Origin of the sequence: Acidovorax sp. Root70, from assembly GCF_001428225.1 — a bacterium.
GTDB lineage: Bacteria > Pseudomonadota > Gammaproteobacteria > Burkholderiales > Burkholderiaceae_C > Acidovorax.
In genome coordinates this window covers 196270-221674 of sequence record NZ_LMHQ01000023.1, presented here as the reverse complement: position 1 = coordinate 221674, position 25405 = coordinate 196270, and the positions used below count along the sequence as shown (strand labels likewise).

The following is a 25405-nucleotide window of genomic DNA, read 5'->3' as shown; positions in this document are numbered from 1 at the left end:
ATGGTGGAATTCTCCCTTTGGGACATCCTGCGCAACCTGCTGCTTGCAGCGCGCTGGACGGTGTCCCTGTCCCTCATCGCCTTCGTCGGTGGTGGCCTGGTGGGCCTGGTGCTGCTGGTGTTGCGCCTGTCTAAAGTGCGTGGCGTGGATCGCGCCGTGGGCGTCTACGTGCAGGTGTTCCAGGGCACGCCGCTGCTGATGCAGCTGTTCCTCGCGTACTTCGGCATTGCGCTGTTCGGTATCAAGACCTCGCCGTGGACGGCCGCTGCGGTGGCGCTCACGCTCTACACCAGCGCCTACCTCACCGAGATCTGGCGCGGCTGTGTGGCCTCCATCCCCAAGGGGCAGTGGGAGGCGGCGCAGAGCCTGGCGCTCAACTTCGGCGAGCAGCTGCGCCATGTGGTGTTGCCGCAGGCGCTGCGCATCGCGGTGCCGCCCACGGTGGGCTTTCTGGTGCAGGTGATCAAGGGCACGGCGCTGGCTTCGGTCATCGGCTTTGTGGAGCTGACCAAGGCGGGCAGCATGATCTCCAACGCCACCTACCAGCCCTTCCTCGTCTACGCGTGCGTAGCGCTGCTGTATTTTGTTTTGTGCTTCCCGGTGAGCCTGGTGGCGCAATCGCTTGAAAGGAAACTCCATGGCAACCGCCGTTGAAACCACCCCGGTCCCCGCGCACGACGGCATTGTGGTGGGCGATCCCCCTATCGTGGAAATCACGGCCCTGCGCAAGTCCTACGGCAGCAACGAGGTGCTCAAGGGCATTGACCTCAAGGTGCAACGCGGCGAGGTGATTGCCATCATCGGCAAGAGCGGCTCGGGCAAAAGCACCTTGCTGCGCTGTGTGAACGGGCTGGAAGAGTTCCAGGAGGGCGCGCTCAGCGTCAGCGGCCAAAAGCTGCTGCACGACAGCCCCGCGGCCATGCGCGCGCTGCGCCAGCAGGTGGGCATGATCTTCCAGAGCTTCAACCTGTTTCCGCACCTCAGTGTGGGCCGAAACATCATGCTCGCGCCCACGCTGGTGAAGGCCCGCGACGCCAAGGCCGCCGAGGCGCAGGCGCGCCAGCTGCTGGCACGCGTGGGTCTGGCCGAAAAGTTTGACGCCATGCCCGATCAGCTCTCGGGCGGCCAGCAGCAGCGCGTGGCCATAGCCCGCGCGCTGGCCATGGAGCCGCAGGTGCTACTGTGCGACGAGATCACCTCGGCGCTGGATCCTGAACTCGTGGGCGAAGTGCTGCGCGTGGTGGAGTCGCTGGCGCAGGAAGGCATGACGCTGATGATGGTCACGCACGAGATGGCGTTTGCCCGCAAGGTGAGCGACCGCGTGATCTTCATGCACCAGGGGCGGGTGCATGAACAGGGTACGCCCGCCCAGCTGTTTGGAAACCCGCAGACGCCTGAACTGCAGCAGTTTTTGTCGTCGTTGCACGACTGAAATTCATTTGCCACTGCTCGTACGCACAAAGGCCTGCCCACGCCCTGGAGTTCCAGCGCGGGCAGGCTTTGCAGTTTGGTAGTTGCGCCTACCCCGGCCTCTGGCTCAGAGCGGGTAAGCGGTGGGCAGGGTCAGGACTGCACCCCCTTGTCGAATTCTGTGCGGGACAGCGATCCGTTCTTGTCGGTGTCGAGTTCCTTGAAACGTTGGCTGATGGCTGGCAGCGTGGCGGCCTCTTGCACGCTCAGCTGGCCGTCCTTGTTCACGTCGGCCTTGTCAAAGGCGGCAGTGGCTGCGGAGGAAATGCCACCACTGTTGGGCCCCACCGAAAAGCCCGAGCCTGCCTGTGCGGAGCTCTTGCTCTGGGGACCGAATTGGGGAGGGGAGGACGGTGATGAGGTCTGTGCCTGCAAGGCACCCACACCACCCAAAGAGAGGGCTGCGAAGAGCATCACGCTGCGCGTGTCGAACGAGTAGTTGCGTCGTTGCAGTGCTTTCATGTTGAGCCTGGCTCCTTTGAAGTTGAACAGGCTTGCATTGCACCGCAGCACAGCTTCCGGCGCCAGCATTCTTGCCTGCTGTTGCCTCACTCTACATTTGCCTGCGCTGTGTAACGCCCCGGCCGTGTTTTGTGTCTGAGCCCGCGCCGGATGTAGCCAAACGTAGGCCTGCGCCCTGGTTACGGGCAGAGCCTGGCCCTACGCCCCGGGGCTCGCAGGGGCTGACCGGCATGCCAGCGTGTGTCCTACAGCCCTTGCCCACGCTCCTTCCAACAATGACCTTCATGCATTCCCTGCGGATGCTGTTGTTCAACTTCAAGGAGCTATTCCATGCACAAGCAAACTGTTCTCGCCGCACTCGCTGCCTTCGCCTGCACAGCGGCATTGGCCCAGGCGCCCGCCAACAACACCGCGCGTCCTCCGGCCGAGGTGAACCCTGCGGCATCGGGAGGCGCTGCCGCGTCGGCGGCCCAGAACAAGGTGGACCAGCGCGCCAGCCGCAGCACGGCAGCGCCCGCCAACCCTGCCGCCGGTGATGGCCGCGCGGCCCCCGTGGCAGAGATCAACCCCAGCGCTGCGGGCGGCAAGGCGGCGGCCAAGGCCGACATGCGCGTGAATGCGCGGCTGATGGACACCAATGGCGATGGCATGGTGTCGCGCGCCGAATGGGACACCTACCACGCGCAGGCCTGGAACCAGATGCAGCCTGGCAACACGGGCGTGTCCACGGCAGACATTGACAAGCTGAACCGCACTTCCGCCACGCACTGATACCGATCCATGCGGCGGTGCCCTGCTCACCGGTCCGGCCAGCCGTCTTCAGCGTGAGTCATTCGCCCCTTGCGCCTTTGCGCAGGGGGCGTTTTTGCATCTCGACCGCGCGGTCGGAAGGGGGAATGTGCGCTCGGGGACAATCGGGCCTATCCCTCCTTCGCTGACTGCATCCACACATGGCCAACCGACTTTCACAGATCGCCACGCGCACGGGCGACGCCGGCACCACCGGCCTGGGCAACAACCAGCGCGTCTCCAAGAACAGCTTGCGCATCCACGCGATGGGGGATGTGGATGAGCTCAATTCCCACATCGGCCTGCTGCTGTGCGAGCCCATGCCCGACGAAGTCCGCGCCCTGCTGGTCGAGGTGCAGCACCAGTTGTTCAACCTGGGCGGTGAGCTGTCGATCCCGGGCTTTGAATTGCTCAAGGCCGAAGCCGTGCTGGCACTGGACGATGCCCTGGCCCACCACAATGCCGCGCTGCCGCGCCTGCAGGAGTTCATCTTGCCCGCAGGCACGCGCGCCGCATCGCAAGCCCACATCTGCCGCACCGTGGCCCGCCGCGCCGAACGCGCCGTCGTCGCCCTGGGCAACGAAGAGGCACTGAACGACGCCCCACGCCAGTACCTCAACCGCCTCTCCGACCTGATGTTCGTGCTGGCCCGCGTGCTCAACCGCATGGATGGCGGGGATGACGTGTACTGGAAAAGCGAGCGCCTGGCACAGCAAAATGCTACTAAATAAATAGCTGTTAACGCTTGTCTGGTAAGCGCTAGGGGCCGAGTTCAATCAAATTTCCAGCCTGTGCCATGGGCGTGCCCCGTGCCAGGGATGCCAAGCAAGGGCGGCCCCGCAGCGAGGGCATCGTCCCCCTTCCCGAATCGCGTCAGCGATTCGAGAGAAGGGGGAAGCGGCGCAGCCGCTCAGGGGGAAGTCCTCTACCTCGGTGCAAGAATCGCCATCGTCAGCCGCGACACACAGGTCAGCTCACCCGCTTCGTTGTGCAGATCGATGTGCCACACATGCGTGGTGCGGCCGATGTGCACCGGCTTGGCCGTGCCGGTCACCCAGCCGCTGGTGGCAGAGCGCAGGTGGTTGGCGTTGATGTCCAGGCCCACGGCGCGGTAGCCCTCGGGCAGGGCGTAGTAAGCGCCGGTGGAGCCCATGGACTCGGCCAGTACCACGCTGACGCCGCCGTGCAGCAGGCCAAAAGGCTGGATGGTGCGGTGGTCTACCGGCACCCGAGCGCGCAGAAAGTCGTCACCCACCTCGACAAATTCAATGCCCAGGTGCTCTACGGCGGTGTTGCGGTTGGCGGCCTTCAGCAGGGCCAGGTCGATGGGTTTCTTCCAGATGGGCATGGTGTTCACGGGGCAGGGCCAAGTCAGTGCAAGCCGCTGATTGTGCCAATGCCCGTGGCGCCGCCCTGTGCCGCACGCGCCTGGCCTCAGCCCACAAACTTCCCGTTGGCGCCCATCACCCCCAGGTCCAGAAAGCGCGAGCCCACATACGGCGCGCCGCTGGCATAGTCGATGGACAGGCCGCCGAGGTCATTGCTGCGGATGCCTGCGAGGGCGTTGCGCAGCTTGGCACGGGTCAGGTCGCGGCCGGCGCGCTCCAGGCCCTCGGCCAGCACGCGGGCGTTCACATAGCCTTCAAAGCTGCGGGCCGAGAACTCCTGGTAGCCCAGTGCGCGCATGGCCTTCTGGTAGTCGCGCACCACGGCATAGCTGGTGCGGGCCGCATCGGGCAGCACCATGGACAGCGCAATGCCCGAGGCCTTGCCGCCCAGCTGGCGTAGGTTGTCGCCCGACAGCGCCACGCTGGTGGCAGCCAGCGGCGTGCTGGGCGAGACTTTCTTGAACTCGTTGACCAGCGTGGCGGTGATGTCGCCCGCCGTGCCCAGCAGCACCGCATTGGGCTTGGCGGCCACGGCCTTGCCCACTACATCGGCCACCTGGGCGCCTTGGGCGTCGAGCTTGAAGGCCTTGGGCGCGGGCTGCTTGGCGGCGGCCATGGCCTTGGTCACGTCGGCCAGAAACTCGCGGCCAAAGGCGGTGTCCTGGTACACGACGGCCAGCTCGGTGATGCCCATGGACACCAGCTTCTGCGCCAGGCGCTGGGCCTCGTCGGTGTAGCTGGCGCGCACGTGGAACACCGAGCGGTACTCGGCCTTGCGCAGCGAGGTGGCGCCGCTCTGGGGGGCCACGTAGGGGATCTGCGCCTCGTCCACCAGCGGCAGGATGCGCTGGTTGTTGGCCGTGCCCATGCAGGAGATCAGCGACACCACGTTGGCATCGGCAATCAGCTTGCGCACGTTGTCTTCGGAGCGCGTGGCGTCATAGCCGTCGTCCAGGGCCAGCAGCTTGATTTCGCGGCCGTGGATGCCCTTGGCGTTGGCTTGGGCAATGCCCGCATCCAGCCCCTGCTTGAGTTCCTTGCCCAGGCTGGCCAGCGCGCCGGTGGTGCCCAGCGAGCAGCCAATGGTCACGCTCTTGGCGTCCATGGGGTCTTGCACGCCCACGGCGCGCGATGAGGTGGCAAGCAGCAGGCCGGCGCTGGCGGCCACGAGGGATTGGGTGAACTGACGGCGTTGCATGGTGACGAAAACTCGCAGACAAAAATGCCACCAGCCCCGGATGGGGGCTGGTGGGGGTGGACAGGGGGAGGGGGTGAACCCAGGGTAAACCCTGAATGTTATCCGGCTCCGCTGGCAATTGGCTGTCAATGGCTCGCACGCCCATAGGCCCCGGGGGGCCTTTGATGGGGCCGGGTTCCTGCCCTTAGGCCGCGCTGGCGGGGGGCGGGTTCAGCCGCATGCTGCCCGTCTCCACGTACCGCTGGTGCCACGACAGCGCCTCGTTCAGCAGGTGCGGCGTGTGCTGGCCCACGGCGCCGCGCTTGGCGCGGGCCACATAGTCGTGCAGAGCGGGCCGGAAGTCCGGGTGTGCGCAGCGGTCGATGATGATCTCGGCGCGCTGCGAGGGCGAGTGGCCGCGCAGGTCGGCCAGGCCTTGCTCGGTGACGAGGATCTGCACATCGTGCTCGGTGTGGTCCACGTGCGAGGCCATGGGCACGATGCACGAGATGCTGCCGTTCTTGGCCAGCGACGGCGTCATGAAGATCGACAAGTAGGCATTGCGCGCAAAGTCGCCCGAGCCGCCGATGCCGTTCATGATGGCCGAGCCCATCACGTGGGTGGAGTTCACGTTGCCGTAGATGTCGGCCTCGATCATCCCGTTCATCGCAATCAGGCCCATGCGGCGGATCAGCTCGGGGTGGTTGCTGATCTCCTGCGGGCGCAGCACGATGCGCTCTTTGTAGTACTCGATGCGCTCGTTGAAGTCCTGCATGGCCGCTGGGCTCAGCGACAGCGCCGTGGCCGAGGCGCTGGCCAGCTTGCCCGAGCGCAGCATGTCCAGCATGCCGTCCTGCAGCACCTCGGTGTAGGCCGTGAGGTTCTCGAACGGGCCGTTGTTCAGCCCCGCCAGCACCGCGTTGGCGATGTTGCCCACGCCCGACTGCAGCGGCAGCAGGTCTTTGGGCAAGCGGCCTTTTTTCACCTCGTGCTGCAGGAACTCGATGATGTGGCCCGCGATGCGGTTGGAGGTGTCATCGGGCGCGGCATACACGCTGTTGCGGTCGGGCTGGTTGGTCATCACCACCGCGATCACCTTGCTCGGGTCGCAGCGCAGGTAGGGCTCGCCAATGCGCTCGTCGGGCCGCGTCATGGGGATGGGCTTGCGGTGCGGCGGCAGGTCGGTGCCGTAGTAGATGTCGTGCATGCCCTCCAGCTGCGGGTTGTGCCACGTGTTCACTTCCAGGATGACCTTGTCGGCCTGGTCCAGCCAGGTCTTGTTGTTGCCCACCGAAGACGACGGAATCAGCCGCCCGTCGGGCAGCACGCCCGCCACCTCGACCACGGCCACATCCAGCTTGCCCAGAAAGCCGAACCACACAAACTGCGCCACGTGCGACAGATGGATGTCCACATACTGCATCTGCCCCGCATTGATCTGGCGGCGCACCGTGGGGTCGGACTGGTAGGGCAGGCGCATCTCGATGCCGTCCACCTGGGCCAGCGCACCGTCCAGCTCAGGCGCAGTGCTGGCCCCGGTCCACAGCCCGATCTTGAAACCATGGCCCTGTGCGTTCAGGCTTTCGATGCGGCGCGCCAGGGCACCGGGCACGGCCTTGGGGTAGCCCGCGCCGGTAAAGCCGCTCATGCCCACATGGGCACCGGCAGGGATCAGGGCGGCCGCCTCGTCGGCGGTCATGGTGCGGGAGAGAAAGTCGGGGTACAGCACCCGATCGGCCAGGGACATGAACAAACTCCGCAAAAAGAAAAGAGGCCACCCGCCCGGTGAGCGGATGGCCCCGTGGACAAAACCCAGGATGCTAGCCTTCGTTCCTTACAAATTAGGGGTTAACCCTTACAAATGCAGTCCGGTCGGCTCAGAACGTGTTGACGGTCACGCACCCGCAGATTACGCCGCTTTGCGGTTGAGCAGTGCGTACAGCAGGATCGCACCGAAGGTGGCGGTGCCGATGCCGCCCAGCGCAAACTGGCCGAACTTCAGCGTGAAGTCGCCCGTGCCCAGGATGAGTGTGATGGCCGCCACGATGAGGTTCTTGTTCTGCGAGAAGTCCACCTTGTTGTCCACCCAGATCTTGGCGCCGGCCACGGCGATCAAGCCAAACACCACGATGGACACACCGCCCATCACCGGCAGCGGAATCGTCTGGATCAGCGCGCCGAACTTGGGGGAAAAGCCCAGCACCAGCGCGAACACGCCCGCCACCAGGAACACGGCGGTGGAGTAGATCTTGGTCGCCGCCATCACGCCGATGTTCTCGGCATAGGTGGTCACGCCCGTGCCGCCCGCGCTGCCGCTGACCATGGTGGCAATGCCGTCGCCGATGAACGCGCGGCCCATGTAGCGGTCCAGATTCTGGCCGGTCATGGCCGTCACGGCCTTCACGTGGCCCAGGTTCTCGGCCACCAGGATGATGGCCACGGGCGCGATCAGCAGCATGGCATTGCCGCTGAACACCGGCGCGGCAAAGTTGGGCAAACCAAACCACGCGGCGTTGGCCAGTGCGGTCAGGTCCATGGGCTTGCCCAGGCCCAGGCCGTTGGTCAGTACCGCGTAGATGATGCTCGCCACAATCAGCCCCACCAGGATCAAGAGGCGCTGCACCATGCCGCGCGTGAGCACGGCCACCAGGCCCACGCTCACAAAGGTCACCACCTGCATCCAGCTGTCAAAGTTGCTGGCCGCCATGTTCTTGATGGGGATGCCCGCCAGGTTCAGGCCGATCACCGCCACCACCGAGCCCGTGACCACGGGCGGCATGAAGCGCTCGATCCAGTCCGTGCCAATGGCCTGCACCAGCGCGCCGATGAGCGTGTAGACCAGGCCACAAGCAATGATGCCGCCCAGCGCCACGCCGATATTGGCGTTGGGGCCCTGGCCCGCATAGCCCGTGGCCGCAATCACCACGCCGATGAACGCAAAGCTCGACCCCAGGTAGCTGGGTACCTTGCCGCCGGTGACGAGGAAGAAGATCAGCGTGCCGATGCCGCTCATCAGGATGGCCACGTTCGGGTCAAAGCCCATCAGGATGGGCGCCAGCACCGTGGCGCCAAACATCGCAATCACGTGCTGCACGCCCATCACCGCCGTCTGCGGCCAGGGCAGCCGCTCGTCGGGTGCGATCACGCCGCCTTGTTGCAACACCTCAGCGCTTTTCACGCGCCAGTTCATGAATCCCATGTTGTTGTTCCTTGTGGTTGAGGCGCGAATGCTAGTGGATGCGGCGAGGGTGGGGGACGAAGGCGCCTGGCGGGTTACGATGCGCCCGCCCCCGCAAGGCGCCCCTCGCACCGTTGCCCAGACCCAGACTGCCATGTTCACTGCACCCACCTGCCCGTCGTGCCGCCAGCCCATGCAGGCCCACCGCTTTGCCAGCAACCTGGGTGATTCGCTGGAGCTGGACATCTGCTTTGCCTGCCAGGGCCTGTGGTTTGACCGGCACGAGAACCTCAAGCTCACGCCCGCCGCCGTGGTGGAACTGTTCCGCCTGCTGCACGAGCACCGCATCGACCAGCACCATCCCCTGGCCGAGAGCATGGCCTGCCCGCGCTGCAACACCAGCCTGACCAAAGGCTTCGACGTGGTGCGCAGCGGCCGCTACATGATCTACCGCTGCGGGCGCCAGCATGGCCGCTTCAGCAGTTTTTCGTCCTTCATGGTCGAAAAGGGCTTTGTGCGCCACATGACGCGCCCCGAGATCGACGACCTGGCCCAACGCGTGGGCGCCATCTACTGCACCAGCTGCGGCGCGCCCGTGGACATCCGCAAGGACCACGCCTGCCCCTACTGCCGCGCCGCGTTCTCCCTCATCGACCCACAGGCCGTGGTGCGCGCCATGGAGGGCTATGCCCAGGCGGGCGCCCGTGCCAAGGCCCAGGCGGCACCCGCGTCGCCCGTGGACATTGGCGATGCCCTGGTGGCCCTGGAGCGCGACCGCACACGCGCAGAGCGCGAGCGCCAGAAGCGCGCGTTCACCAGCAGCAGCGATGGGGACGACAGCTCGTTCACCGGAGATCTGCTGGCGGCAGGGGTGGCGCTGGTGTGGGCGCTGATGAAGGACTGAGAACGTGAACACGTGCTGAGGGCCCTGCCTGCGCATTGACATACCGCAGCATGCGCTGCGGTCATTCACGACAGACTGGGGCTGACCGTTCAGAATGGTTGCGGGCCCTTGTCCTGACCTTGGGCCCCCCGCATCCCACGCAACCGTGGCGCCCGCTGCCACTGGAGGAGCGCCCCGTGCCGCAGTCCCCCGCCCGACGCCGTGTCCGACCGCCGCGCAACCCTGCGCCACCAGAGGGCGCGGCTGGCTGCACCGCCAGCCTGCAGCTGCCGCCCGTGCCCAGCACCCTGCTCATCCCGTTGGCCGCTCGCGCTCACGGGGGCCGCTACTTTCCCTGGCTCGACTGCCACGACGCCGTGGCCCCGGCCTTGCTGGCCGAGCTGGGCGCCGACGTGAACGGCACCCTGAATGACCTGCACACGGTGCTGCATGTGCTGTGGCGCACCCGGGCCATCAAGGAGGCGGGGCGCGCCTTTTTCGCCGAGCATCCCCAGGCCCTGGGCGTCAACCTGGGGTGTGGGCTCACGCACCACTTTCAGTGGCTGGACACAGGCGCCAACCAGTGGCTCGATGCCGATCTGCCCGAGGTGATGGCGCTGCGCGCGCCGCTGTTGCCCCCGCAGTGCCCGCGCATGCGCCACGCCGATCTGGACCTGTCGCAACCCGGCTGGTGGCAGCGGCTGGGGCTGCCCGCACAGCCCAACGCAACGCCGGTGCTGCTGGTGTGCGAAGGCGTGCTGATGTACCTGCCGCCCGCACAGGTGCACGCCGTGCTGGCCGAGTTTGCGCAGCACGCGCCGGCGGGCTCGCGCATGGTGCTGGATGTGATGACGCGCCAGGCCGTGGGCTGCGCGGCCCGCCACGCCAGCGTGGGGCCTACGGGGGCCGAGTTTCGCTGGGGTGTGGGCCGCATGGCAGAGCTGGCCGCCGTGCACCCGCGCCTGCGGCTGCTGCGCGAGCAGAGCGTGGCAGAGGGCTATGGCTGGCCGGGCATTGCCCTGGATTTGCTATGGCGCCCCTGGTTCGGCGCGCCACTGTATGGCCTGGCCACGCTGGGCCTGAAAGACCTCTCGCCCTGAGCGGCTCCATCTCCTCCGCTGCGGAGGCCACCCGAAGGGCACTGGCACAGGGCGCGCCCGTTGTGCCGTGGGTGTTGCCATGGATTTCAGGCCAAAACCGCCTGAAGTCCAATGAAGACAAGCGCTGATAGCTATTGTTTTGTGAGTTCTGCTGCTGGCCCAGGTGCCAGCACCCGCATCCACGCGGGGGCCTTGCCCGTGAGCTGCCCCACGATGGCCGCCTGCAGCGGCGGCAGGCGCCGCGCGCCCTGCAGCACCAGCTGGCGCAGCAGGCGCGGCACCGGGCGGGCGTCGGTGTACAGCCGCACGATGGCGTTGGTGCCCTGGTAGATGGGCCAGGCATGGCGGTGGTGGCCCTGGGCGTAGGGGGCCAGTGCGTCGGTGCTGCCCATGTCCTGCCCGCGCTGGCGCGCGCTGACCAGCGCGGCTGTGAGCCGCTCCACCCCGGCCAGGCCCAGGTTGTAGCCATGGGCTGTGACCGGGTGCATGCCCACGGCGGCATCGCCCAGCAGCGCGCAGCGGTGGCCCGCAAAGCGCTGCGCGTACACGGCCACCAGCGGGTAAGCGTGCCGCTCACCCACCAGCGCCATGGGCCCCAGCCGGTCGTTGAACTGGGCCTGCACCTGGGCGGCAAAGGCCTCGGGGCTCTGGGCCATCAGCGCCGCTGCATCGGCCGCGCCCGCTGTGACCACCACCGAGCACAGCGCGTGCCCCTCTTGCGGGTCATCGGGCAGGGGCAGCACGGCCAGCGTGCGGTCGTAGCCAAAACACTCATGCGCCACGTTGCCGTGGGGCAGGGCGTGGCGCATGCGGCAGACGATGACGGTGCGGCCAAAGTCACTCATCTGTGCGCCAATGCCCAGCTGGCGGCGCGTGGCCGAAAAGCGGCTGTCGGCGGCCACCAGCAGTGGGGCCGTCAGACGCTGGGGCGCTGGTGCCGCTGCGTTCGTGGGCACGCAGTCCAGCTCGGCATGACCAGTCAGCGTGGCCACGCGGGTGACCTGCGTGCTGGTGAGCAGGCGCACGCCAGGGGTGTGTGCCGCCACCGTGTAGGCCGTGCGGCGCAGCGCGTGGTTGGGCACGATGAAGCCCAGGGCGCCGGGAGCTGATGCATCACCGCGCGTGCCGCTGGCCGCGTTGAGTTGCAGCGCGCTGTGGCGGCCCAGCGGGCCGTCGTGCACTTGCGCCTCGGCAATCTGGCCCACTTCGTGGTTGGCTAAGTGGGCCCAGCTGCCCAGCCGCTGCAGCGTGGCTCGGCTGGGGTGGGTGAGGGCGATTTCGCGGCCGTCGGGTGCGGGGGCGGCCAGCGCGCTGTCGCTCTGCTGCTCCACCACGGTGGCGGTGAACCCGGCCTGCGCCAGGGAGGTGGCCAGCGACAGGCCCGCCGGGCCTGCGCCGACGATGAGGACGTCGCTGTGGTGGGTGGTCATGGCGGGAGGAATGCAGGGTGACAAGGTGCCCGCCCCGGGACGGGGAGGCCGCGCGCCATTGTGGGCGGGCGGGTTGGGGCACGCTTTGCCCTGCGTCAAGCCATGGTGTGGAGATGCTATCTAAACAATAGCTGCTCAGGCATGTGGTTCTAGCGCCTGGGGGCTAAAACCCATAAAACTCAGTCTTTGGCGGCCTTGCGCGGGGCTTTGGCGGACTTCTTTTTGGCCGGGCCCGCCTTCTTGCCGCGCAGGTGCAGCACCCACGCCACCAGCAGCCACAGGTAGCCCGCCGGGATGCTGTACGCCGCCCAGGCCGCCAGCGACAGTGGCGGTGCGGTGATGGAGCGGGGGTTGGCAATGGTCTCCAGCAACTGGCGCGTGCCGGTGCCCAGCGTGGGCGTGGCGTGCTGGCTGCCCGAGCGGGCCATGAGGGCGCCCATGAAGGTGAAGAACTCCATGAGCAGCGCGCCGATCAGAAAGCACGCAAGCAGGGCCATCAGCTGCGCCACCGCGCGCCGGTTGCCCTTGGCCAGGAACACGATGACCGACACCAGCCACAGCACGGGCAACAACAGGGCCACGGCGGGCCAGGCGGACAGAAGTTTGGACATCAGAGAAACGGCAGTGGCAACAGACAGCAACAGGCAACAGGGCCGCCGGTGCAGGCACCAGCGGTTCATCGGCAACGCGCCCAGGGGCGCGACTGCGGATGATAGAGGCTGGCTGTTTCGGGCCGGCGGCGAACCGCGCCGGAGGCCGCCGCGCTCCCGGATGCCTCAGGCGGCCACGAAGTCCGCCACCGCCTGCAGCACCTCGGGCTGCTGCAGGATCTTGCGGTGGCCCAGGCCTTCGGTGGCAACCAGCGTGGCGCCGGGGATGTGGTCGCGGTAGGCCTCGCCGTCGGCAAAGCGGTTGATGCGGTCGCCCCGGTCGTGCACCACCAGCGTGGGAAGGGCAATGCGTGGGCCCACGGCCGGGGGCTCGAACTGGCGCATCAGGATGCCCTCGCGCGCCTCGATGCGCCGCTGCATGGCGGCGCGCGTGCGCTCGGACAGGCCGAACACCTGCGCGAACAGGCGTGTGTATTCATGCGGCGAGGCGGGCGGCGCCAGCAACACCAGCCGCCCGGTGGCCAGACCCCGGCTGGCCGCGTGGGCCGCTGCGTTGGCCGCCAGCGAATGGGCCACCACGGCGTGGGGTGCCGAATCCTGCGCGTGCAGGCGGGTGGTGGTGTATTCGATGGCGCGGGCGAACTGCGGCAGGTTGCTCACGCGGCCCCGGCTGCCACCGTGTGCGGGCAGGTCCACCAGCACCGGGCGCATGCCGCGCGCGGTCAAGGCGTCGGCCAGCGGCAACATCTGGCGCGCATTCCCGCCCCAGCCGTGCAGCAGCAGCACCGTGGGGCCGTGCGGCTGCGCCTGGGGCAGGTAGAGCGTGATCTCGGCGTCTTCAAACGCCAGGCGCTCCGTGCGCCAGCGGCCCGGTGGGACGGCGCTGCGCCCCCGTTTGCGCAGGGGCAGGGGCGTTCCAAACAGGCGGTAGGCCGCGCGCACGGCCAAGGTGGGCCACAGGCGTTCGGCTGTGCCCAGCGCTGCACGCAGCAGCCGCATGCCGGGGTGCTCGCCATAGAAGCTGGACGTGGCCTGCAGCGCGGTGGAGGGGGAGGTGTTCATGGTGGGGCTCCAGAAGGGAGATGGGAGGAGGCGGACCGGGTGGACGGTCAGTAAAAGATCCAGTCCCGGTTGCTGCGCGGAAGGCTGGTGAGGGTGCTGCGCAGAGACCGGATGGCGCCCGCTGCGGCCGCGATGGCGGCAATGCCCAGGATGATCAACATGGTGGTTCCTTTCTTCGCACGATCGTGCGAAATTGGGGCAATAAAAAACAAGAGGCCTCCAGCGCGCACCACCGGGTGTCAGGCAGGGAGAGGGAGGTAACTCTTGACGAGGCGCGCCCAGGACGCTTCGGTGCGTGCCACTGCCTGCGGATCGCGCAGGAAGCGAACGTCGTGTAACAGACCCATGATCAGGGAATAGATCTCGCCTACCAGCTGGTCAGGCGGGGTGTCAGCCGCCAGGTGCCCGGCCTCGATGGCCTGCAGCACCGTGCGCCGCAAGGCGGCGCGCCAGCGGGTGATTTCAGAGTGCAGCAGGTCGCGCAGCTCGCCCTCGCGGTCGTCCAGCTCGAACGCGCCGGCGGTGTAGATGCAGCCGGTGAAGGCCTCTACGTCGCGCGTGCGGGCAATCCAGCGGCGCATGATGTCCTGCAGACGCGGCAGGCCCTTGGGTTGCTGCATGGCGGGGACGAACACGTCGGCCAGAAAGCGGCGGCCAAACTCCTCGATCACCGCCTTCTGCAGTGCCTCGCGCGAGCCGGCGCGGGAGAACACGCCGCTCTTGGACAGGCCCACACGGTCGGCCACGGCCTGCAGCGTGATCGACTCCAGCCCCTCGGCCGCAGCCAGGTCCAGCGCCGCGCCGACAATGGCGGCGCGGGTGAGTTCGGCTTTCTGGGTTTTGGCGTCCATGGCTGCAATTTAGCACGATTGTGCGAAATGGCGCAATCCCCTGCGCTGTCAACCGGGTGACGGGTGCGGCTGGCCTCTGCCGGGCACCGCTGGTACGCTGCGTCGCCATGGAGACAACACACACAACCCCGCCTTACATCCCCCAGATCCGCCTGTACCAGAACTGGCTGCGCGATACGCGCGGCCTGCAGTTCGACAGCTATGACGCGCTGTGGCGCTGGTCCACCACCGAACTCGACGCCTTCTGGCAAAGCGTGTGGGACTACTTTGATTTGCAGTCGCCCACGCCCCACACCGCCGTACTGGCGAAGAACACCATGCCCGGCGCGTTGTGGTTCCCTGGCGCCCAAGTCAACTACGCGCGCCAGGCGCTGCGGCATGTGGATGCCGCCCACGCCGCGGGTCTGCCCGCCATCATCAGCCGCAACGAAAAGGGCCAGCACCGCGAGCTGAGCTGGCCCGAGCTGCGCCGCCAGGTCGCGTCGCTGGCGCTGCACCTCAAGGCCCAGGGCGTGTTGCCCGGCGACCGTGTGGCCGCCTACTTGCCCAATGTGCCCGAGGCCATGATCGCCTTCCTGGCCACGGTGAGCATTGGCGGCGTGTGGAGCATCTGCGCGCCCGACATGGGCACGCATGCGGTGCTCGACCGCTTCCGCCAGATCGAGCCCAAGGTGCTGATCGGTGTGGACGGCGTGAGCTACGGCGGCCGCGACCACGACCGCCGCCCCGTGCTGGCCGAGCTGCGCGAGGCCCTGCCCAGCGTGCAGCACGCGGTGCTGCTGGGCAATCTGGATGCTTCTGTTTCGATAGCTGACTGGGCAAGCTGGACTAGCGCTACCGCCCGAAATGATGCAGAAACGGCAGCATTCGAGCCGATGTGGCTGCCGTTTGACCATCCGCTGTGGATCGTTTACTCCAGCGGCACCACCGGCCTGCCCAAGCCCATCGTGCACGGCCACGGCGGCACGGTGCTGGTGGCGCTGCAGCTCAAGGTGCTGCACAACGACATCGGCTGCAGCTACGAGGCCAACAGCTTCGGCGAGCGCTACCACTGGTATAGCTCCACCGGCTGGGTGATGTGGAACGCGCAGCTCAGCGGCCTGCTCTCGGGCACCACCTGCGTGATCTACGACGGCAACCCGGGCGGCAGCAAGGACCACCCCGACTGGGGCGTGCTGTGGCGCTTTGCGGCTGAGACGGGCGTGACCTTCTTCGGCGCAGGCGCGGCGTACTTTGCCAACTGCATGAAGGCGGGCATCACACTGACCGACTATGGCGACCTTACGCACGTCCGCGCGCTGGGCACCACGGGATCGCCGTTGTCGCCCGAGGTGCAGCAATGGGGCACGGCGCAGTTCGAGGCCATCGGCACGCACGACATCTGGTGGAACAACATATCCGGGGGCACCGACTTTTGCGGCGCCTTCATCGGCGGCAACCGCGAGATGCCGCAGGTGCCCGGCGAGATGCAATGCCGCATGCTGGGCGCAGCCGTGGAGTCGTGGGACGCCGAGGGCCGTCCCGTGGAGGACGCGGTGGGCGAGCTGGTCTGCGCGCAACCGATTCCGTCGATGCCGCTCTACCTGTGGGGCGACCAGGATGGCAGCCGCTACCTGTCGAGCTACTTCGACATGTACCCCGCAGGCCATGGCCGCCAGCCGGGCGGTGGCGACGGCCCCGCCAGCATGGGCGCAGTCTGGCGCCATGGCGACTGGCTCAAGATCGGCGCCAACGGCGGCTGCGTGATCTATGGCCGCAGCGACGCCACCATCAACCGCCACGGCCTGCGCATGGGCACGAGCGAGATCTACAGCGCCGTGGAGGCACTGCCCGAAGTGCTCGACAGCCTGGTGGTGGACCTGGAGTACCTGGGCCGCGAGAGCTACATGCCGCTGTTTGTGGTCCTGCGCCCTGGCTATGCGCTCGACGACGCACTGCGTGCGCGCATCAACGGCGCCGTGCGCACGGCGCTGAGCCCACGCTTTGTGCCCGACGACATCTTTGCCGTGGCCGAGGTGCCGCGCACCCTGAGCGGCAAGAAGCAGGAGCTGCCCATCAAGAAACTGCTGCTGGGCCAGCCCATCGAGAAGGTGGTGAACAAGGACGCGATGGCCAACCCGGGCTGCCTGGACTGGTACGTGGCGTTTGCGGCACAGCGCGCGAGTGTGCTGCAAAAATAATAGCTGCTAGCGCTTTTTGAATAAGCGCTAGAGCCTTTTTTGGATGCAAGAGTGAGTGCGGCACCGAGACGTGCTGCGCCTCAGGGGGTCAATCCAGCTTCGCCCCCGATGCCTTGATCAGCCGCTCCCACACCGGGCGCTCCTTGTTCATGGCCGCGGTGAACAACGTCGGTGAGCTCTTTTGCACGTCAAAGCCCATGGCGGTGATGCGCTGGGCCACATCGGGATGCTCGGTGGCCTTGCGCACCTCGGCGGCAATGCGCTCCAGGATGGCGGGCGGCGTGCCTGCGGGGGCCCCCATGGCCAGCCAGCCCGCCACGCGGTAGGCCTCGTCGTTCAGGCCTTGCTCGGCCAGTGTGGGCACGTTGGGCAGCGTGCCCATGCGGCGCTCGCCGCTCACGCCAATGGCCCTGAGCTTGCCGGCATCGATGTGCGCCTTGGCTTGCAGTGCGCTGGCAAAAGCAATCTGGATCTGCCCACCCAGCAGGTCTTGCACCATGGGCGCTTCGCCCCGGTAGGCCACGTGGCTCATGTCCGCGTTCTGCGACTGGCTCATGTACGCGCCGGCCAGGTGCGGGTAGGCACCCGTGCCGTACGAGCCATAGGCCACCTTGCCCTTGTTGGCGGCGATGTATTTCAGCAGCTCGGGCCCCGTGGCCACCGGCACGCTGGGGTGGGCCACCAGCACCAGGGGCGCGATGGCGATCTGGTAGATGGGCGCGATGTCCTTCTCGGGGCTGTAGGGCAGCTTGGTGTACAGGAACTGGTTGGTGAGCATGGAGTTGCTCAGACCCAGCAGCAGGGTGTAGCCGTCCGGCGCGGCCTTGGCCACCGCGTCGGTGCCGATGATGCCGGCCGCGCCGGGCTTGTTGTCGATGACCATGGGCTGACCCAGGCCCACGGCCATCTTCTCAGCCAGCACGCGCGCCAGCACGTCGGTGGCGCCGCCGGGGGCGAAGGGCACCACCACCTTGATGGGCTTGTTGGGGTAGGCGGTCTGCGCCCAGGCGGCGGTGCCGGTGCAGGCGGTGGCAGCGGCCAGCGCGGCAGCGCCGAGCCAGGAACGGCGGTTGAGGGCGTGGAAGGGCACGGGTTTGTCTCCTGTCATGGTTATAAAAATCACTCAGCGGGCTCCGCGATGCATAGTGGCGGGCCGGGGCCTGGCTGTCACGCCATGGGCTTATGCGGTCTGGGGGCTCCCTGCGGCGGGGGCGGTGGTGATGCGCACGGTGAGGGGCAGAGGCGCGAGCACTTCGCGCAGGCGGGCCTGCAGCGCGTCTGCGTCGGAGCCCGGAGCCACGGTCACGCGCACGGCGTTGTCGCCCTCGGGCTGTACCTGGGGGCGGGGGCTGCCCGTGGCTTCTGCGCACACGCTATCCACCAGCGCCTGCACCGTGTGGCAGGCGGCGCGCTGGCGCAGCTCGGGCTTGTAGATCTTGCCCACATTGGTCACGGGCATGGTCTCCAGCACCTGCACCCAGCGCGGGCGGGCCACGGCCTCGTCCACGCGTTCCGCGGTAAAGGCCATCAGCTCGGCTTCGGTCACCTGTTCGCCGGGCCGCAGCGTGGCGTAGACCACGGGCAGTTCGCCCGCATAGGCATCGGGCGCGCCCACGGCGGCGCACAGCTGCACGGCAGGGTGGGCGCCTAGCGCGTCTTCGATCACCTTGGGGTCGATGTTGTGGCCGCTGCGGATGATGAGGTCCTTGGAGCGGCCGCTCAGGTGCAGGCGGCCCTGCTCGTCCACAAAGCCCAGATCGCCCGTGGCCAGCCAGCCGTCGTGGGTGAAGGCCTTGGCGGTGTCGGCCGCGTCCAGAAAACCCGAGAACAGGTTGGGCGATTGGAACAGCACCATGCCCGGCTGGCCGGGCGACATATCCTGGTCCGACGCATTGCCCTGCGCATCCAGCGCCACCACACGCAGCTGCATGTAGGGCAACCGCCAGCCCACGCAGCCTGCGGGCGCGTTCACGCCGGGGGGCGTGATGGTGGAGATGCCCGCCATCTCCGTCATGCCCAGGCTTTCGTGGATGTGCAGGTTGAACAGCCGCTCAAACCGCGCCGCCAGCTCGGGCGCCAGGATGGCTGCGCCTGTGCGGCAGTAGCGCAGTGTGGAGATGTCGGCCCCGTCCAGCGGCACATTGGCCAGCGCTGCCAGCACCGTGGGCACGGCCGACAGGTAGGTGCAGCGGTAGCGCTCCACCAGCCGCCAGTAGTTGGCAATCACCTCGCGGTTGCGGAACAGGCCGGTGGTGGGGATGATGGTTTCCACCCCCGCCGACAGCGCCGCCAGCGAGCCCGGCAGCACGCCCGCCACATGGAACAGTGGGTAGCCGTTGATGCCCACATCCTCGGGCCGTATGCCCTGCATCTGCACGCTGCCCCAGGCGGTGAACACCTGTGCGCCGTGGCTGTGGCGGGCCAGCTTGGGCGCGCCGGTGGTGCCGCCGGTGTGGAAGTACGCGGCGATGTCTGAGGCTGCGATGCGGCGGCCGCTCACCAGGTGGTCGCCGGGGTGCTGGTGGCGCGCGGCCAGGTCCAGCACGCCAGCGGGCAGGGCGGGCGCTGCTCCCGGCGCTTCATCGTGCGGTGCCACGCGCAGCACCGTGGTCAGGCTGGGCACCAGGGCACGCAGGCGCAGGGCCTTGCTCCAGTAGCCCAGGTCGCCCTCGCCGCCGTAGGCAATCAGCACCTTGGCGCGGGCGAGCTGCATCATGGCCGCGATCTTCTCGTCGGTGAGCATGGGGTTGAGCGGCTGCACGATGCCCGCCGCCTCGCCGCCCCACAGTGCCAGTTGGTATTCGAGGCAGCCGGGCAGCAGCACGGCCACCGCGTCTTGCGGGCCCACGCCCAGGCGGTGCAGCAGGTTGGCCGTCTGGTGGATGCCGGTGAGCAGCTGCGCGTACGACCAGCGGACGGGCTCGGCCGCCGGGTCGGCGGTGGGTAGAAAAGTCAGCGCCGTCTTGTCGCCAAACGCTGCCGCCGAGTTCACAAAGATTTCGTAAGTGCTCTGCACCGGCAGCGCCTCGGCCAGGGGGCGGGCTTCGATCCGTTCCACATCCTGCAGGCTGCGCACTGGGGTACCGGGGGCAAAAGGGGGCTGCAACGGGGGCGGCGACGGGTGGCGCATGGGGTTGTCTCGGGTCTTGTGGGGAATCAGGTCGGTCACCGACGGAGCACATATGCGGCGTCGTCCTACCTGGCGGCGACCGCCGCGTGCCCACAGTCTGTCCGTGTGCCAGCGTAAAAGCAGTCACGCAGATGTCAGAGCAGGTTTTCAGGGCCTATGGGGATGATCCCCCGCGAGATGGCCAACACGCTCTTGACGCGCCGGTGACGCTTCACACACCCATAATGGACCTTGTTGTTTGTCACTGCGCGCGCCGCCGCGCGCTACCCCTTCATGAACACTCCGCAGCCGCCCAAACGTTTTTCGATGATCCGCGAGTTCCACCTTGCCGACTGGTTCACGCTGGGCAATGCGGTCTGCGGCGTGGGCGCGCTGTTCTCGGTCATGTCGTACCTGGAGACCAGCAATGTGGTGCATGTGTACTTTGCATGTGCCCTGGTGCTGGCCGCGTTGATCTTTGATGTGCTGGACGGCCGCATCGCCCGCTGGCGCCAGAAAAGTTCGGCCATGGGCCGCGAGCTGGACTCGCTGGCCGACGTGATCTCGTTCGGCGTGGCCCCGGCCATCATTGCCTATGGCTGCGGCATGCAGGGCCTGTACGACCGCATCGTGCTGGCCTACTTTGTGGCCTGCGGCGTGTCGCGCCTGGCGCGCTACAACGTCACGGCCGAAACGCTGTCGGGCGACGACGGCAAGGTCAAATACTTCGAGGGCACACCCATCCCCACCTCCATCGTGCTGGTGGGCCTGCTGGCCCTGGCCGCCTGGCTGGGCGCAGTGCGCGAGAACCTGTGGTTTGGCAAGCTGCTGATCGGCGGCTTCACGCTGCACCCGCTGGTGCTGCTGTTCGCGGTGTCGGGGTCGCTGATGATCAGCCGGATCAGGATTCCGAAGCTCTGAGTCACGCGCGGGGTCGTCCCCTGTTTCTGCACGTTGAACCCCATGGCACTTCAAAAAATTGCAGCGTTCTCCGATGGCACCCAGGGCGGCAACCCCGCCGGTGTGTGGATCGGTGACGCACTGCCTAGCCCCGCCGACATGCAGCGCATTGCTGCCGACGTCGGCTTTTCTGAAACCGCGTTTGCCGCGCCGCTGGGCGATGGCCGCTGGCGGGTGCGCTACTTTGCGCCCGAGAGCGAGGTGCCCTTCTGTGGCCACGCCACCATTGCCCTGGGCGCCGCGCTTGCGCAGCGCGAGGGCGACGGCGTGTTTGCGCTGTCGCTGAGCCAGGCCGAGATCACGGTCGAAGGTCGCCGCGCGGGCGATCTGGTGCAGGCAGCGCTGCAGTCGCCCCCCACGCGCAGCGGGCCTGTGCCGGCCGCGCTGCTGGCCGATGCGCTGGCCCTGTTTGGCCTCAGCGCGGCCGATCTGGACCCGCGCATACCGCCCGCGCTCATCCACGGCGGCGCAGACCACTTGGTGCTGGCGCTGCGCAGCCGTGCGGCACTGGCGGCCATGCACTACGCGCTGGATGCGGGCCGCACGCTGATGGTGAACGCCAAGCTGGTCACCATCGTGCTGGTGTGGGTGGAGTCCGACCGCCTACTGCACACCCGCAACGCCTTTGCCTCCGGCGGCGTGCTGGAAGACCCGGCCACGGGCGCTGCCACCGCCGCGTTGGCGGGCTACCTGCGTGACCTGGGCTGGCCGCACGGCGGCGCCATCGACGTGGTGCAGGGCGAGGACATGGGCATGCGCTCTCGCCTGCGGGCCGAGATCGGGCCGGTGGCGGGCAGCTCCATCCGCGTGTTGGGCACGGCACGGTGGATGGGCGACGGCGAATGATTTTTGCTATTGAAAATATAGCTACTGGCGCATGATGCACTAGCACTACCGCCCGATTTGTGCATAAGTTGGGACAAACGGGCGCGTTGGGGCCTCTGTACGCTCTGCCCGGCGCTCCCTCAAGCGCTGATCTCGTCCTGCAGCCACTGCACAAAAACCAGCGTCTCCGGTGACGGGTCCGGCGCCATGCCCAGGTAGTGCCGCGTGAGTGGCAGGCGCAGGGTGGGCAGCGGCGACACCAGCCGCCCCGAGGCCAGGTCGTGGGTGATCAGCGACACCGGGGCCACGGCAAAACCCAGCCCGTCCAGGGCGGCCTGCAGCACAAAATGCAGGTGGTCAAACTGCAGGCAGCTGGCGGGTTGCAGCCCGGGGGCGTTCACCTGCTTCTTCCAGCCTTCCCAGTCCTTGCTGCGCGATTTGGACAGCAGCAGCACATGGGCCGACAGCGCCTCGGGCTGCGCCACCGGGCGCTGGGCGAACAGGGCGGGCGCGCCCACCACCAGCGCCTCGTCCTCCAGAAACGGCTGCACCTGCATGCCCGGCGGCCACCCGCGCGGGCCGCGCCGCAGGGCCAGGTCGAAGGCCTCGGTGGCGTGGTCTGGCGCCAGCGTGCTGGTGATGACCTGGGGCTCGATGTCCGGGTGCTGGGCCACGAAGCCCGGCAGCCTCGGAATCAGCCAGCGCACCGCAAAGCTGGGCCGCACATTGATCTTGACGCTGCGCAGCCCGGCATCGCCGCGCAGTGCCTGGGCGGCGGCGCCGATCTGCGCGAGCGCAGGGCCCACCTGCGCGTGGAACTGGTGGCCCGCCGCCGTGAGCAGCACCTGCCGCGTCTTGCGTTCGAACAGGTCCACGCCCAGGTGGGCCTCCAGCGCCTTGATCTGGCGGCTGATGGCGCTGTGGGTGACGTGCAGCTCCAGCGCGGCGTGGGTAAAGCTCTGGTGCCGCGCCGCCGCTGCAAAGGCGCGGACCGCATTCAACGGGGGCAGGCGGGGTGACATGCGAGGGATCTTCTCACGCGTGCAGACAGAGGCGCCATGTACTCGGTGCGCGTTTGCCACAGACCTTCACCGCTGCCCCCCGCCCGAAGGTCAATGAGTGGTTGGGGTGAGAATTGCTATAAAAATAAGAGCATTTAATGTATGAAAAATAAGCGCTACGGCCTGTTTTGGCGCCCATTCTTCTGTGCCAGGGCTCAGGCTGCCGCCGGCCGCCGGTTCACTAGCACGATGCCCGTTGCCACCAGCACCAGCGCTGCCACCAGCCCGGGCGTCACGGGCTCGCCCAGCCACCATGCGCCAAACAGCAGCGCAAACACGGGCGTGAGGAATACAAACACGGAGATGCGGGTGGCAGGGTAGTGCGCCAGCATCCACATCCAAGCCAGGTAGCTCACAAACGCGCCCACCAGCGCCTGCACCAGCAGCGAACCCCAGGCAAAGCCACTGAATTGCCAAACCCAGGCCTCGCCCAGGCCCAGCGACAGCAGCGGCAGCACCGCCGTGCTCACAGCCACTTGGTAGAAAAGCTGCTTGGCGGGGGCCACGCGCGCCAGCGGCGTGGTGCGGATGACCACGGTGGTCAGCGCCCACATCAGGCCCGCTGCCAGTCCCAGCAGGTCCCCCAGCCAGCCTTGGGGCAGTGCCGCGCTGGCATGGCCCAGCAGCCCATCGCCCAGCGCCAGCCCCACCCCCACAAACGCCGCCGCCAGGCCCAGCCACTGCCAGCCCTGCAGGCGCTCGCCGGGGATGAAGCGCGGCAGCAGCAGCGCCACCCAGAAGGGCGAGGCATACAAAAACACCGTGAGCCGCGATGCGGTGGTGTACTGCAGGCCCAAATAGATGCACGCAAACTCGCCCGCAAACAGGGTCCCCGCCAGCAGGCCGGCGCGTGCCGCGCCCGCCGGTTCCCCCGCGCTGGACAGCCGCACCCCGCGCCACAGGCACCAGGCCGCAATGGCCACCGCAGCCAGCGCAAAGCGCACAAACGCCTGGAATACGGGCGCCACCTCGGCCACGGTGGCCTTGACCAGCACCTGCTGGAAGCCCCAGAACATGCAGCAGGCAAGCAACAAAGAGATGGCGAGGGCGTCGAGGTGGGTTTTGCGGGGAGAAGGCATCGCTGCATTATCAAAGGGCCGGGCCGCACGGCCGGTCGCCTGTGTGCGCTGCCAAGCCCCCACGCAAGCCGGTGTTCATGCCGGAAAGGTGCGAACCAACGCTTACACAGGCCCACGGTACACTTTGCGGCTTCTGAAACAGGTTCCCGCGCTCCTTTTCCTATCCCCTCATGGCCCTTACGACGGCGGCGCAGTCCCGCTCCAGCTTTGACCTCAAGAGCGCCTCGCTGCCGGTGGTGGCGGTGTTGCTCAAGACCACCGACGCCGCCCAGTTCGTAGCCGACCTGGCCGAGCGCGTGGCCGATGCCCCGGGATTTTTTGACAACGACCCGGTATTGATTGACCTGGCGCCCGTGCGTGAGGCCGAAGCGCCCATCGACTTTGCCGCCATCGCAGCCGCGCTGCGCGAACACAACACCCTGCCCGTGGCCGTGCGCGGCGGCAGCCCCGACCAGATGGAGGCGGCACGCACTGCGGGCTTGGCTGCAGCGCCCGATGCGCCCCCCGCGCGAGCCGAGGCGCCCGCGCCGGTGCAGGAAGTGGTGCGCGAGGTGATCCGCGAGGTCGAAGTGGTGCGCGAAGTGCCCATGCCCGGCCCCGGCACGGTCGTGGTGGACAAGCCCTTGCGCTCCGGCCAGCAGGTCTATGCGCGCGGCGCCGACCTGGTGGTGATGGCCGTGGTGAGCTTTGGCGCCGAGGTGATTGCCGACGGCAACATCCACGTTTATGCCCCGCTGCGTGGCCGCGCGATTGCCGGTGCACGGGGCAACACCGAAGCCCGTATTTTTTCGACCTGCCTGGAGCCGCAACTGGTCTCCATCGCAGGCATCTACCGCACCACCGAGACCGAGCTGCCCGCCGAGGTGCGCGGCAAGCCAGCCCAGGTGCGCCTGGAAGGCGAGAAGCTCCTGATCGAGCCGCTCGCCTGAGCCCCCATTTCATTCGTACCAACCCACAGAGAATCAGCAACACATGGCCAAAATCGTCGTCGTGACCTCCGGCAAAGGTGGCGTGGGCAAGACCACCACCAGCGCCAGCTTTGCCACCGGCCTCGCCCTGCGCGGCCACAAGACCGCCGTGATCGACTTTGACGTCGGCCTGCGCAACCTGGACCTCATCATGGGCTGCGAACGCCGCGTGGTGTATGACCTGATCAACGTGATCCAGGGCGAGGCCAACCTGAACCAGGCGCTCATCAAGGACAAGCAGTGCGACAACCTGTTCGTGCTGGCCGCCAGCCAGACGCGTGACAAGGACGCGCTGACGCAAGATGGCGTGGAAAAGGTGCTCAAGGACCTGGCCGCGATGGACTTCGAGTACATCGTCTGCGATTCGCCCGCCGGCATCGAAAGCGGCGCCCTGATGGCCATGCACTTTGCTGACGAGGCGCTGCTGGTGACTAACCCCGAGGTGTCTTCGGTGCGCGACTCCGACCGCATCCTGGGCATGCTGGGCAGCAAGACCAAGCGAGCCATCGACGGCGGAGAGCCGATCAAGGAACACCTGCTCATCACGCGCTACAACCCCAGCCGCGTGCAGGACGGCCAGATGCTGAGCCTGGAAGACATCCAGGACATCCTGCGCATCAAGCTGATCGGCGTGATCCCTGAGTCGGAAGTGGTGCTGCAGTCGTCGAACCAGGGCACGCCCGCCATCCATGCGCAGGGCAGCGATGTGAGCGAGGCATACAAGGACGTGATTGACCGCTTCCTGGGGCAGGACAAGCCGCTGCGTTTCATCGACGCCGAAAAGCCCGGCTTCTTCAAACGCCTGTTCGGGAGCAAATAGCC

The 25405-nt window shown here is 67.5% G+C and carries 24 protein-coding genes; 11 read left to right on the top strand and 13 right to left on the bottom strand.

Going from position 1 to position 25405, the window contains the following annotated elements; genetic code table 11:
- Positions 1-654, top strand: coding sequence for an amino acid ABC transporter permease (locus tag ASD94_RS12650; protein ID WP_056643452.1), 654 nt, complete (start codon positions 1-3; stop codon positions 652-654).
- The gene (locus ASD94_RS12645; protein ID WP_056643451.1) at positions 638-1432 is read left to right on the top strand and encodes an amino acid ABC transporter ATP-binding protein; all 795 of its coding nucleotides are present in this window, start codon (positions 638-640) and stop codon (positions 1430-1432) included. Before ASD94_RS12650 ends, ASD94_RS12645 begins: the two co-directional genes overlap by 17 nt.
- 131 nt (positions 1433-1563) lie before the next feature.
- Here the strand turns inward: ASD94_RS12645 and ASD94_RS12640 are convergent, their stop codons facing one another.
- Positions 1564-1932 carry an EF-hand domain-containing protein gene (locus ASD94_RS12640; RefSeq protein WP_056643638.1) on the bottom strand — a complete coding sequence of 123 codons (369 nt, stop codon included), beginning with the start codon at positions 1930-1932 and terminating at the stop codon, positions 1564-1566.
- Positions 1933-2262: 330 nt separating this feature from the next.
- On the opposite strand from ASD94_RS12640, the gene ASD94_RS12635 reads away from it, so the two are divergent.
- Positions 2263-2703 carry a hypothetical protein gene (locus tag ASD94_RS12635; protein WP_056643449.1) on the top strand — a complete coding sequence of 147 codons (441 nt, stop codon included), beginning with the start codon at positions 2263-2265 and terminating at the stop codon, positions 2701-2703.
- 179 nt (positions 2704-2882) lie between these two features.
- Positions 2883-3452, top strand: coding sequence for a cob(I)yrinic acid a,c-diamide adenosyltransferase (locus ASD94_RS12630; RefSeq protein WP_056643448.1), 570 nt, complete (start codon positions 2883-2885; stop codon positions 3450-3452).
- Between the two features lie 194 nt (positions 3453-3646).
- On the opposite strand, the gene ASD94_RS12625 is transcribed toward ASD94_RS12630, so the two are convergent.
- From ASD94_RS12625 to ASD94_RS12610, 4 genes are all read right to left on the bottom strand, one after another.
- Entirely contained in the window at positions 3647-4069 is a 423-nt protein-coding gene (locus ASD94_RS12625; protein WP_015011965.1) for a hotdog fold thioesterase, read from the bottom strand.
- 86 nt (positions 4070-4155) lie between these two features.
- Positions 4156-5307 (bottom strand): ABC transporter substrate-binding protein, encoded by a 1152-nt coding sequence (locus tag ASD94_RS12620; RefSeq protein ID WP_056643446.1) that lies wholly within the window; start codon positions 5305-5307, stop codon positions 4156-4158.
- A gap of 184 nt (positions 5308-5491) precedes the next feature.
- Positions 5492-7033, bottom strand: a complete 1542-nt coding sequence (locus ASD94_RS12615; RefSeq protein ID WP_056643444.1) for an acetyl-CoA hydrolase/transferase family protein — start codon at positions 7031-7033, stop codon at positions 5492-5494.
- A gap of 162 nt (positions 7034-7195) precedes the next feature.
- A complete protein-coding gene (locus ASD94_RS12610) occupies positions 7196-8485 on the bottom strand; it encodes a solute carrier family 23 protein (RefSeq protein ID WP_056643442.1) in 1290 nt (429 codons plus the stop codon).
- 133 nt (positions 8486-8618) lie between these two features.
- Here ASD94_RS12610 and ASD94_RS12605 point away from each other — a divergent pair, with 133 nt between their 5' ends.
- Both ASD94_RS12605 and ASD94_RS12600 read left to right on the top strand, forming a co-directional pair.
- Complete coding sequence (locus ASD94_RS12605; RefSeq protein ID WP_056643636.1) at positions 8619-9368, top strand: zf-TFIIB domain-containing protein; 750 nt, start codon at positions 8619-8621, stop codon at positions 9366-9368.
- 176 nt (positions 9369-9544) lie between these two features.
- Entirely contained in the window at positions 9545-10447 is a 903-nt protein-coding gene (locus ASD94_RS12600) for a class I SAM-dependent methyltransferase (protein ID WP_056643635.1), read from the top strand.
- 131 nt (positions 10448-10578) lie between these two features.
- On the opposite strand, the gene ubiM is transcribed toward ASD94_RS12600, so the two are convergent.
- The 4 genes from ubiM to ASD94_RS12580 all read right to left on the bottom strand — a co-directional run bounded on the left by ubiM (position 10579) and on the right by ASD94_RS12580 (position 14401).
- Positions 10579-11877: a 5-demethoxyubiquinol-8 5-hydroxylase UbiM gene (ubiM, locus tag ASD94_RS12595; protein ID WP_056643441.1), complete on the bottom strand. Its 1299-nt coding sequence runs from the start codon at positions 11875-11877 to the stop codon at positions 10579-10581.
- A gap of 179 nt (positions 11878-12056) precedes the next feature.
- The gene (locus tag ASD94_RS12590; protein ID WP_056643440.1) at positions 12057-12488 is read right to left on the bottom strand and encodes a hypothetical protein; all 432 of its coding nucleotides are present in this window, start codon (positions 12486-12488) and stop codon (positions 12057-12059) included.
- A 165-nt stretch (positions 12489-12653) separates the two neighbouring features.
- On the bottom strand, positions 12654-13550 hold the full coding sequence (locus ASD94_RS12585) for an alpha/beta fold hydrolase (RefSeq protein ID WP_056643438.1): 897 nt from the start codon (positions 13548-13550) through the stop codon (positions 12654-12656).
- Positions 13551-13789: 239 nt separating this feature from the next.
- Entirely contained in the window at positions 13790-14401 is a 612-nt protein-coding gene (locus ASD94_RS12580; RefSeq protein WP_056643436.1) for a TetR/AcrR family transcriptional regulator, read from the bottom strand.
- 107 nt (positions 14402-14508) lie between these two features.
- On the opposite strand from ASD94_RS12580, the gene ASD94_RS12575 reads away from it, so the two are divergent.
- Positions 14509-16581 carry an acetoacetate--CoA ligase gene (locus ASD94_RS12575; protein WP_056643435.1) on the top strand — a complete coding sequence of 691 codons (2073 nt, stop codon included), beginning with the start codon at positions 14509-14511 and terminating at the stop codon, positions 16579-16581.
- 88 nt (positions 16582-16669) lie between these two features.
- On the opposite strand, the gene ASD94_RS12570 is transcribed toward ASD94_RS12575, so the two are convergent.
- Positions 16670-17689, bottom strand: a complete 1020-nt coding sequence (locus ASD94_RS12570) for a tripartite tricarboxylate transporter substrate binding protein (RefSeq protein WP_056643434.1) — start codon at positions 17687-17689, stop codon at positions 16670-16672.
- Positions 17690-17761: 72 nt separating this feature from the next.
- Entirely contained in the window at positions 17762-19711 is a 1950-nt protein-coding gene (locus tag ASD94_RS12565) for an acyl-CoA synthetase (protein ID WP_056643633.1), read from the bottom strand.
- Between the two features lie 273 nt (positions 19712-19984).
- Between ASD94_RS12565 and pssA the strand changes: the two genes are divergently transcribed.
- Positions 19985-20611 (top strand): CDP-diacylglycerol--serine O-phosphatidyltransferase, encoded by a 627-nt coding sequence (pssA, locus tag ASD94_RS12560; protein ID WP_056057700.1) that lies wholly within the window; start codon positions 19985-19987, stop codon positions 20609-20611.
- Between the two features lie 42 nt (positions 20612-20653).
- Positions 20654-21496 (top strand): PhzF family phenazine biosynthesis protein, encoded by an 843-nt coding sequence (locus ASD94_RS12555; protein ID WP_056643433.1) that lies wholly within the window; start codon positions 20654-20656, stop codon positions 21494-21496.
- A 119-nt stretch (positions 21497-21615) separates the two neighbouring features.
- Here the strand turns inward: ASD94_RS12555 and ASD94_RS12550 are convergent, their stop codons facing one another.
- Both ASD94_RS12550 and ASD94_RS12545 read right to left on the bottom strand, forming a co-directional pair.
- Positions 21616-22497, bottom strand: coding sequence for a LysR substrate-binding domain-containing protein (locus tag ASD94_RS12550; protein ID WP_056643432.1), 882 nt, complete (start codon positions 22495-22497; stop codon positions 21616-21618).
- A gap of 194 nt (positions 22498-22691) precedes the next feature.
- Positions 22692-23615 (bottom strand): DMT family transporter, encoded by a 924-nt coding sequence (locus ASD94_RS12545; RefSeq protein ID WP_056643430.1) that lies wholly within the window; start codon positions 23613-23615, stop codon positions 22692-22694.
- 170 nt (positions 23616-23785) lie between these two features.
- On the opposite strand from ASD94_RS12545, the gene minC reads away from it, so the two are divergent.
- Positions 23786-24544 carry a septum site-determining protein MinC gene (gene minC / locus ASD94_RS12540; protein ID WP_056643428.1) on the top strand — a complete coding sequence of 253 codons (759 nt, stop codon included), beginning with the start codon at positions 23786-23788 and terminating at the stop codon, positions 24542-24544.
- A gap of 43 nt (positions 24545-24587) precedes the next feature.
- A complete protein-coding gene (minD, locus tag ASD94_RS12535) occupies positions 24588-25403 on the top strand; it encodes a septum site-determining protein MinD (RefSeq protein ID WP_056643423.1) in 816 nt (271 codons plus the stop codon).
- The last annotated feature ends 2 nt before the right edge of the window (positions 25404-25405 follow it).

Coding starts and splice junctions, on each gene's coding strand:
- ASD94_RS12650 (WP_056643452.1), top strand. CDS start 1: ATGGTGGAATTCTCCCTTTGGGACATCCTGCGCAACCTGCTGCTTGCA.
- ASD94_RS12645 (WP_056643451.1), top strand. CDS start 638: ATGGCAACCGCCGTTGAAACCACCCCGGTCCCCGCGCACGACGGCATT.
- ASD94_RS12640 (WP_056643638.1), bottom strand. CDS start 1,932: ATGAAAGCACTGCAACGACGCAACTACTCGTTCGACACGCGCAGCGTG.
- ASD94_RS12635 (WP_056643449.1), top strand. CDS start 2,263: ATGCACAAGCAAACTGTTCTCGCCGCACTCGCTGCCTTCGCCTGCACA.
- ASD94_RS12630 (WP_056643448.1), top strand. CDS start 2,883: ATGGCCAACCGACTTTCACAGATCGCCACGCGCACGGGCGACGCCGGC.
- ASD94_RS12625 (WP_015011965.1), bottom strand. CDS start 4,069: ATGCCCATCTGGAAGAAACCCATCGACCTGGCCCTGCTGAAGGCCGCC.
- ASD94_RS12620 (WP_056643446.1), bottom strand. CDS start 5,307: ATGCAACGCCGTCAGTTCACCCAATCCCTCGTGGCCGCCAGCGCCGGC.
- ASD94_RS12615 (WP_056643444.1), bottom strand. CDS start 7,033: ATGTCCCTGGCCGATCGGGTGCTGTACCCCGACTTTCTCTCCCGCACC.
- ASD94_RS12610 (WP_056643442.1), bottom strand. CDS start 8,485: ATGGGATTCATGAACTGGCGCGTGAAAAGCGCTGAGGTGTTGCAACAA.
- ASD94_RS12605 (WP_056643636.1), top strand. CDS start 8,619: ATGTTCACTGCACCCACCTGCCCGTCGTGCCGCCAGCCCATGCAGGCC.
- ubiM (WP_056643441.1), bottom strand. CDS start 11,877: ATGACCACCCACCACAGCGACGTCCTCATCGTCGGCGCAGGCCCGGCG.
- ASD94_RS12590 (WP_056643440.1), bottom strand. CDS start 12,488: ATGTCCAAACTTCTGTCCGCCTGGCCCGCCGTGGCCCTGTTGTTGCCC.
- ASD94_RS12585 (WP_056643438.1), bottom strand. CDS start 13,550: ATGAACACCTCCCCCTCCACCGCGCTGCAGGCCACGTCCAGCTTCTAT.
- ASD94_RS12580 (WP_056643436.1), bottom strand. CDS start 14,401: ATGGACGCCAAAACCCAGAAAGCCGAACTCACCCGCGCCGCCATTGTC.
- ASD94_RS12575 (WP_056643435.1), top strand. CDS start 14,509: ATGGAGACAACACACACAACCCCGCCTTACATCCCCCAGATCCGCCTG.
- ASD94_RS12570 (WP_056643434.1), bottom strand. CDS start 17,689: ATGACAGGAGACAAACCCGTGCCCTTCCACGCCCTCAACCGCCGTTCC.
- ASD94_RS12565 (WP_056643633.1), bottom strand. CDS start 19,711: ATGCGCCACCCGTCGCCGCCCCCGTTGCAGCCCCCTTTTGCCCCCGGT.
- pssA (WP_056057700.1), top strand. CDS start 19,985: ATGAACACTCCGCAGCCGCCCAAACGTTTTTCGATGATCCGCGAGTTC.
- ASD94_RS12555 (WP_056643433.1), top strand. CDS start 20,654: ATGGCACTTCAAAAAATTGCAGCGTTCTCCGATGGCACCCAGGGCGGC.
- ASD94_RS12550 (WP_056643432.1), bottom strand. CDS start 22,497: ATGTCACCCCGCCTGCCCCCGTTGAATGCGGTCCGCGCCTTTGCAGCG.
- ASD94_RS12545 (WP_056643430.1), bottom strand. CDS start 23,615: ATGCCTTCTCCCCGCAAAACCCACCTCGACGCCCTCGCCATCTCTTTG.
- minC (WP_056643428.1), top strand. CDS start 23,786: ATGGCCCTTACGACGGCGGCGCAGTCCCGCTCCAGCTTTGACCTCAAG.
- minD (WP_056643423.1), top strand. CDS start 24,588: ATGGCCAAAATCGTCGTCGTGACCTCCGGCAAAGGTGGCGTGGGCAAG.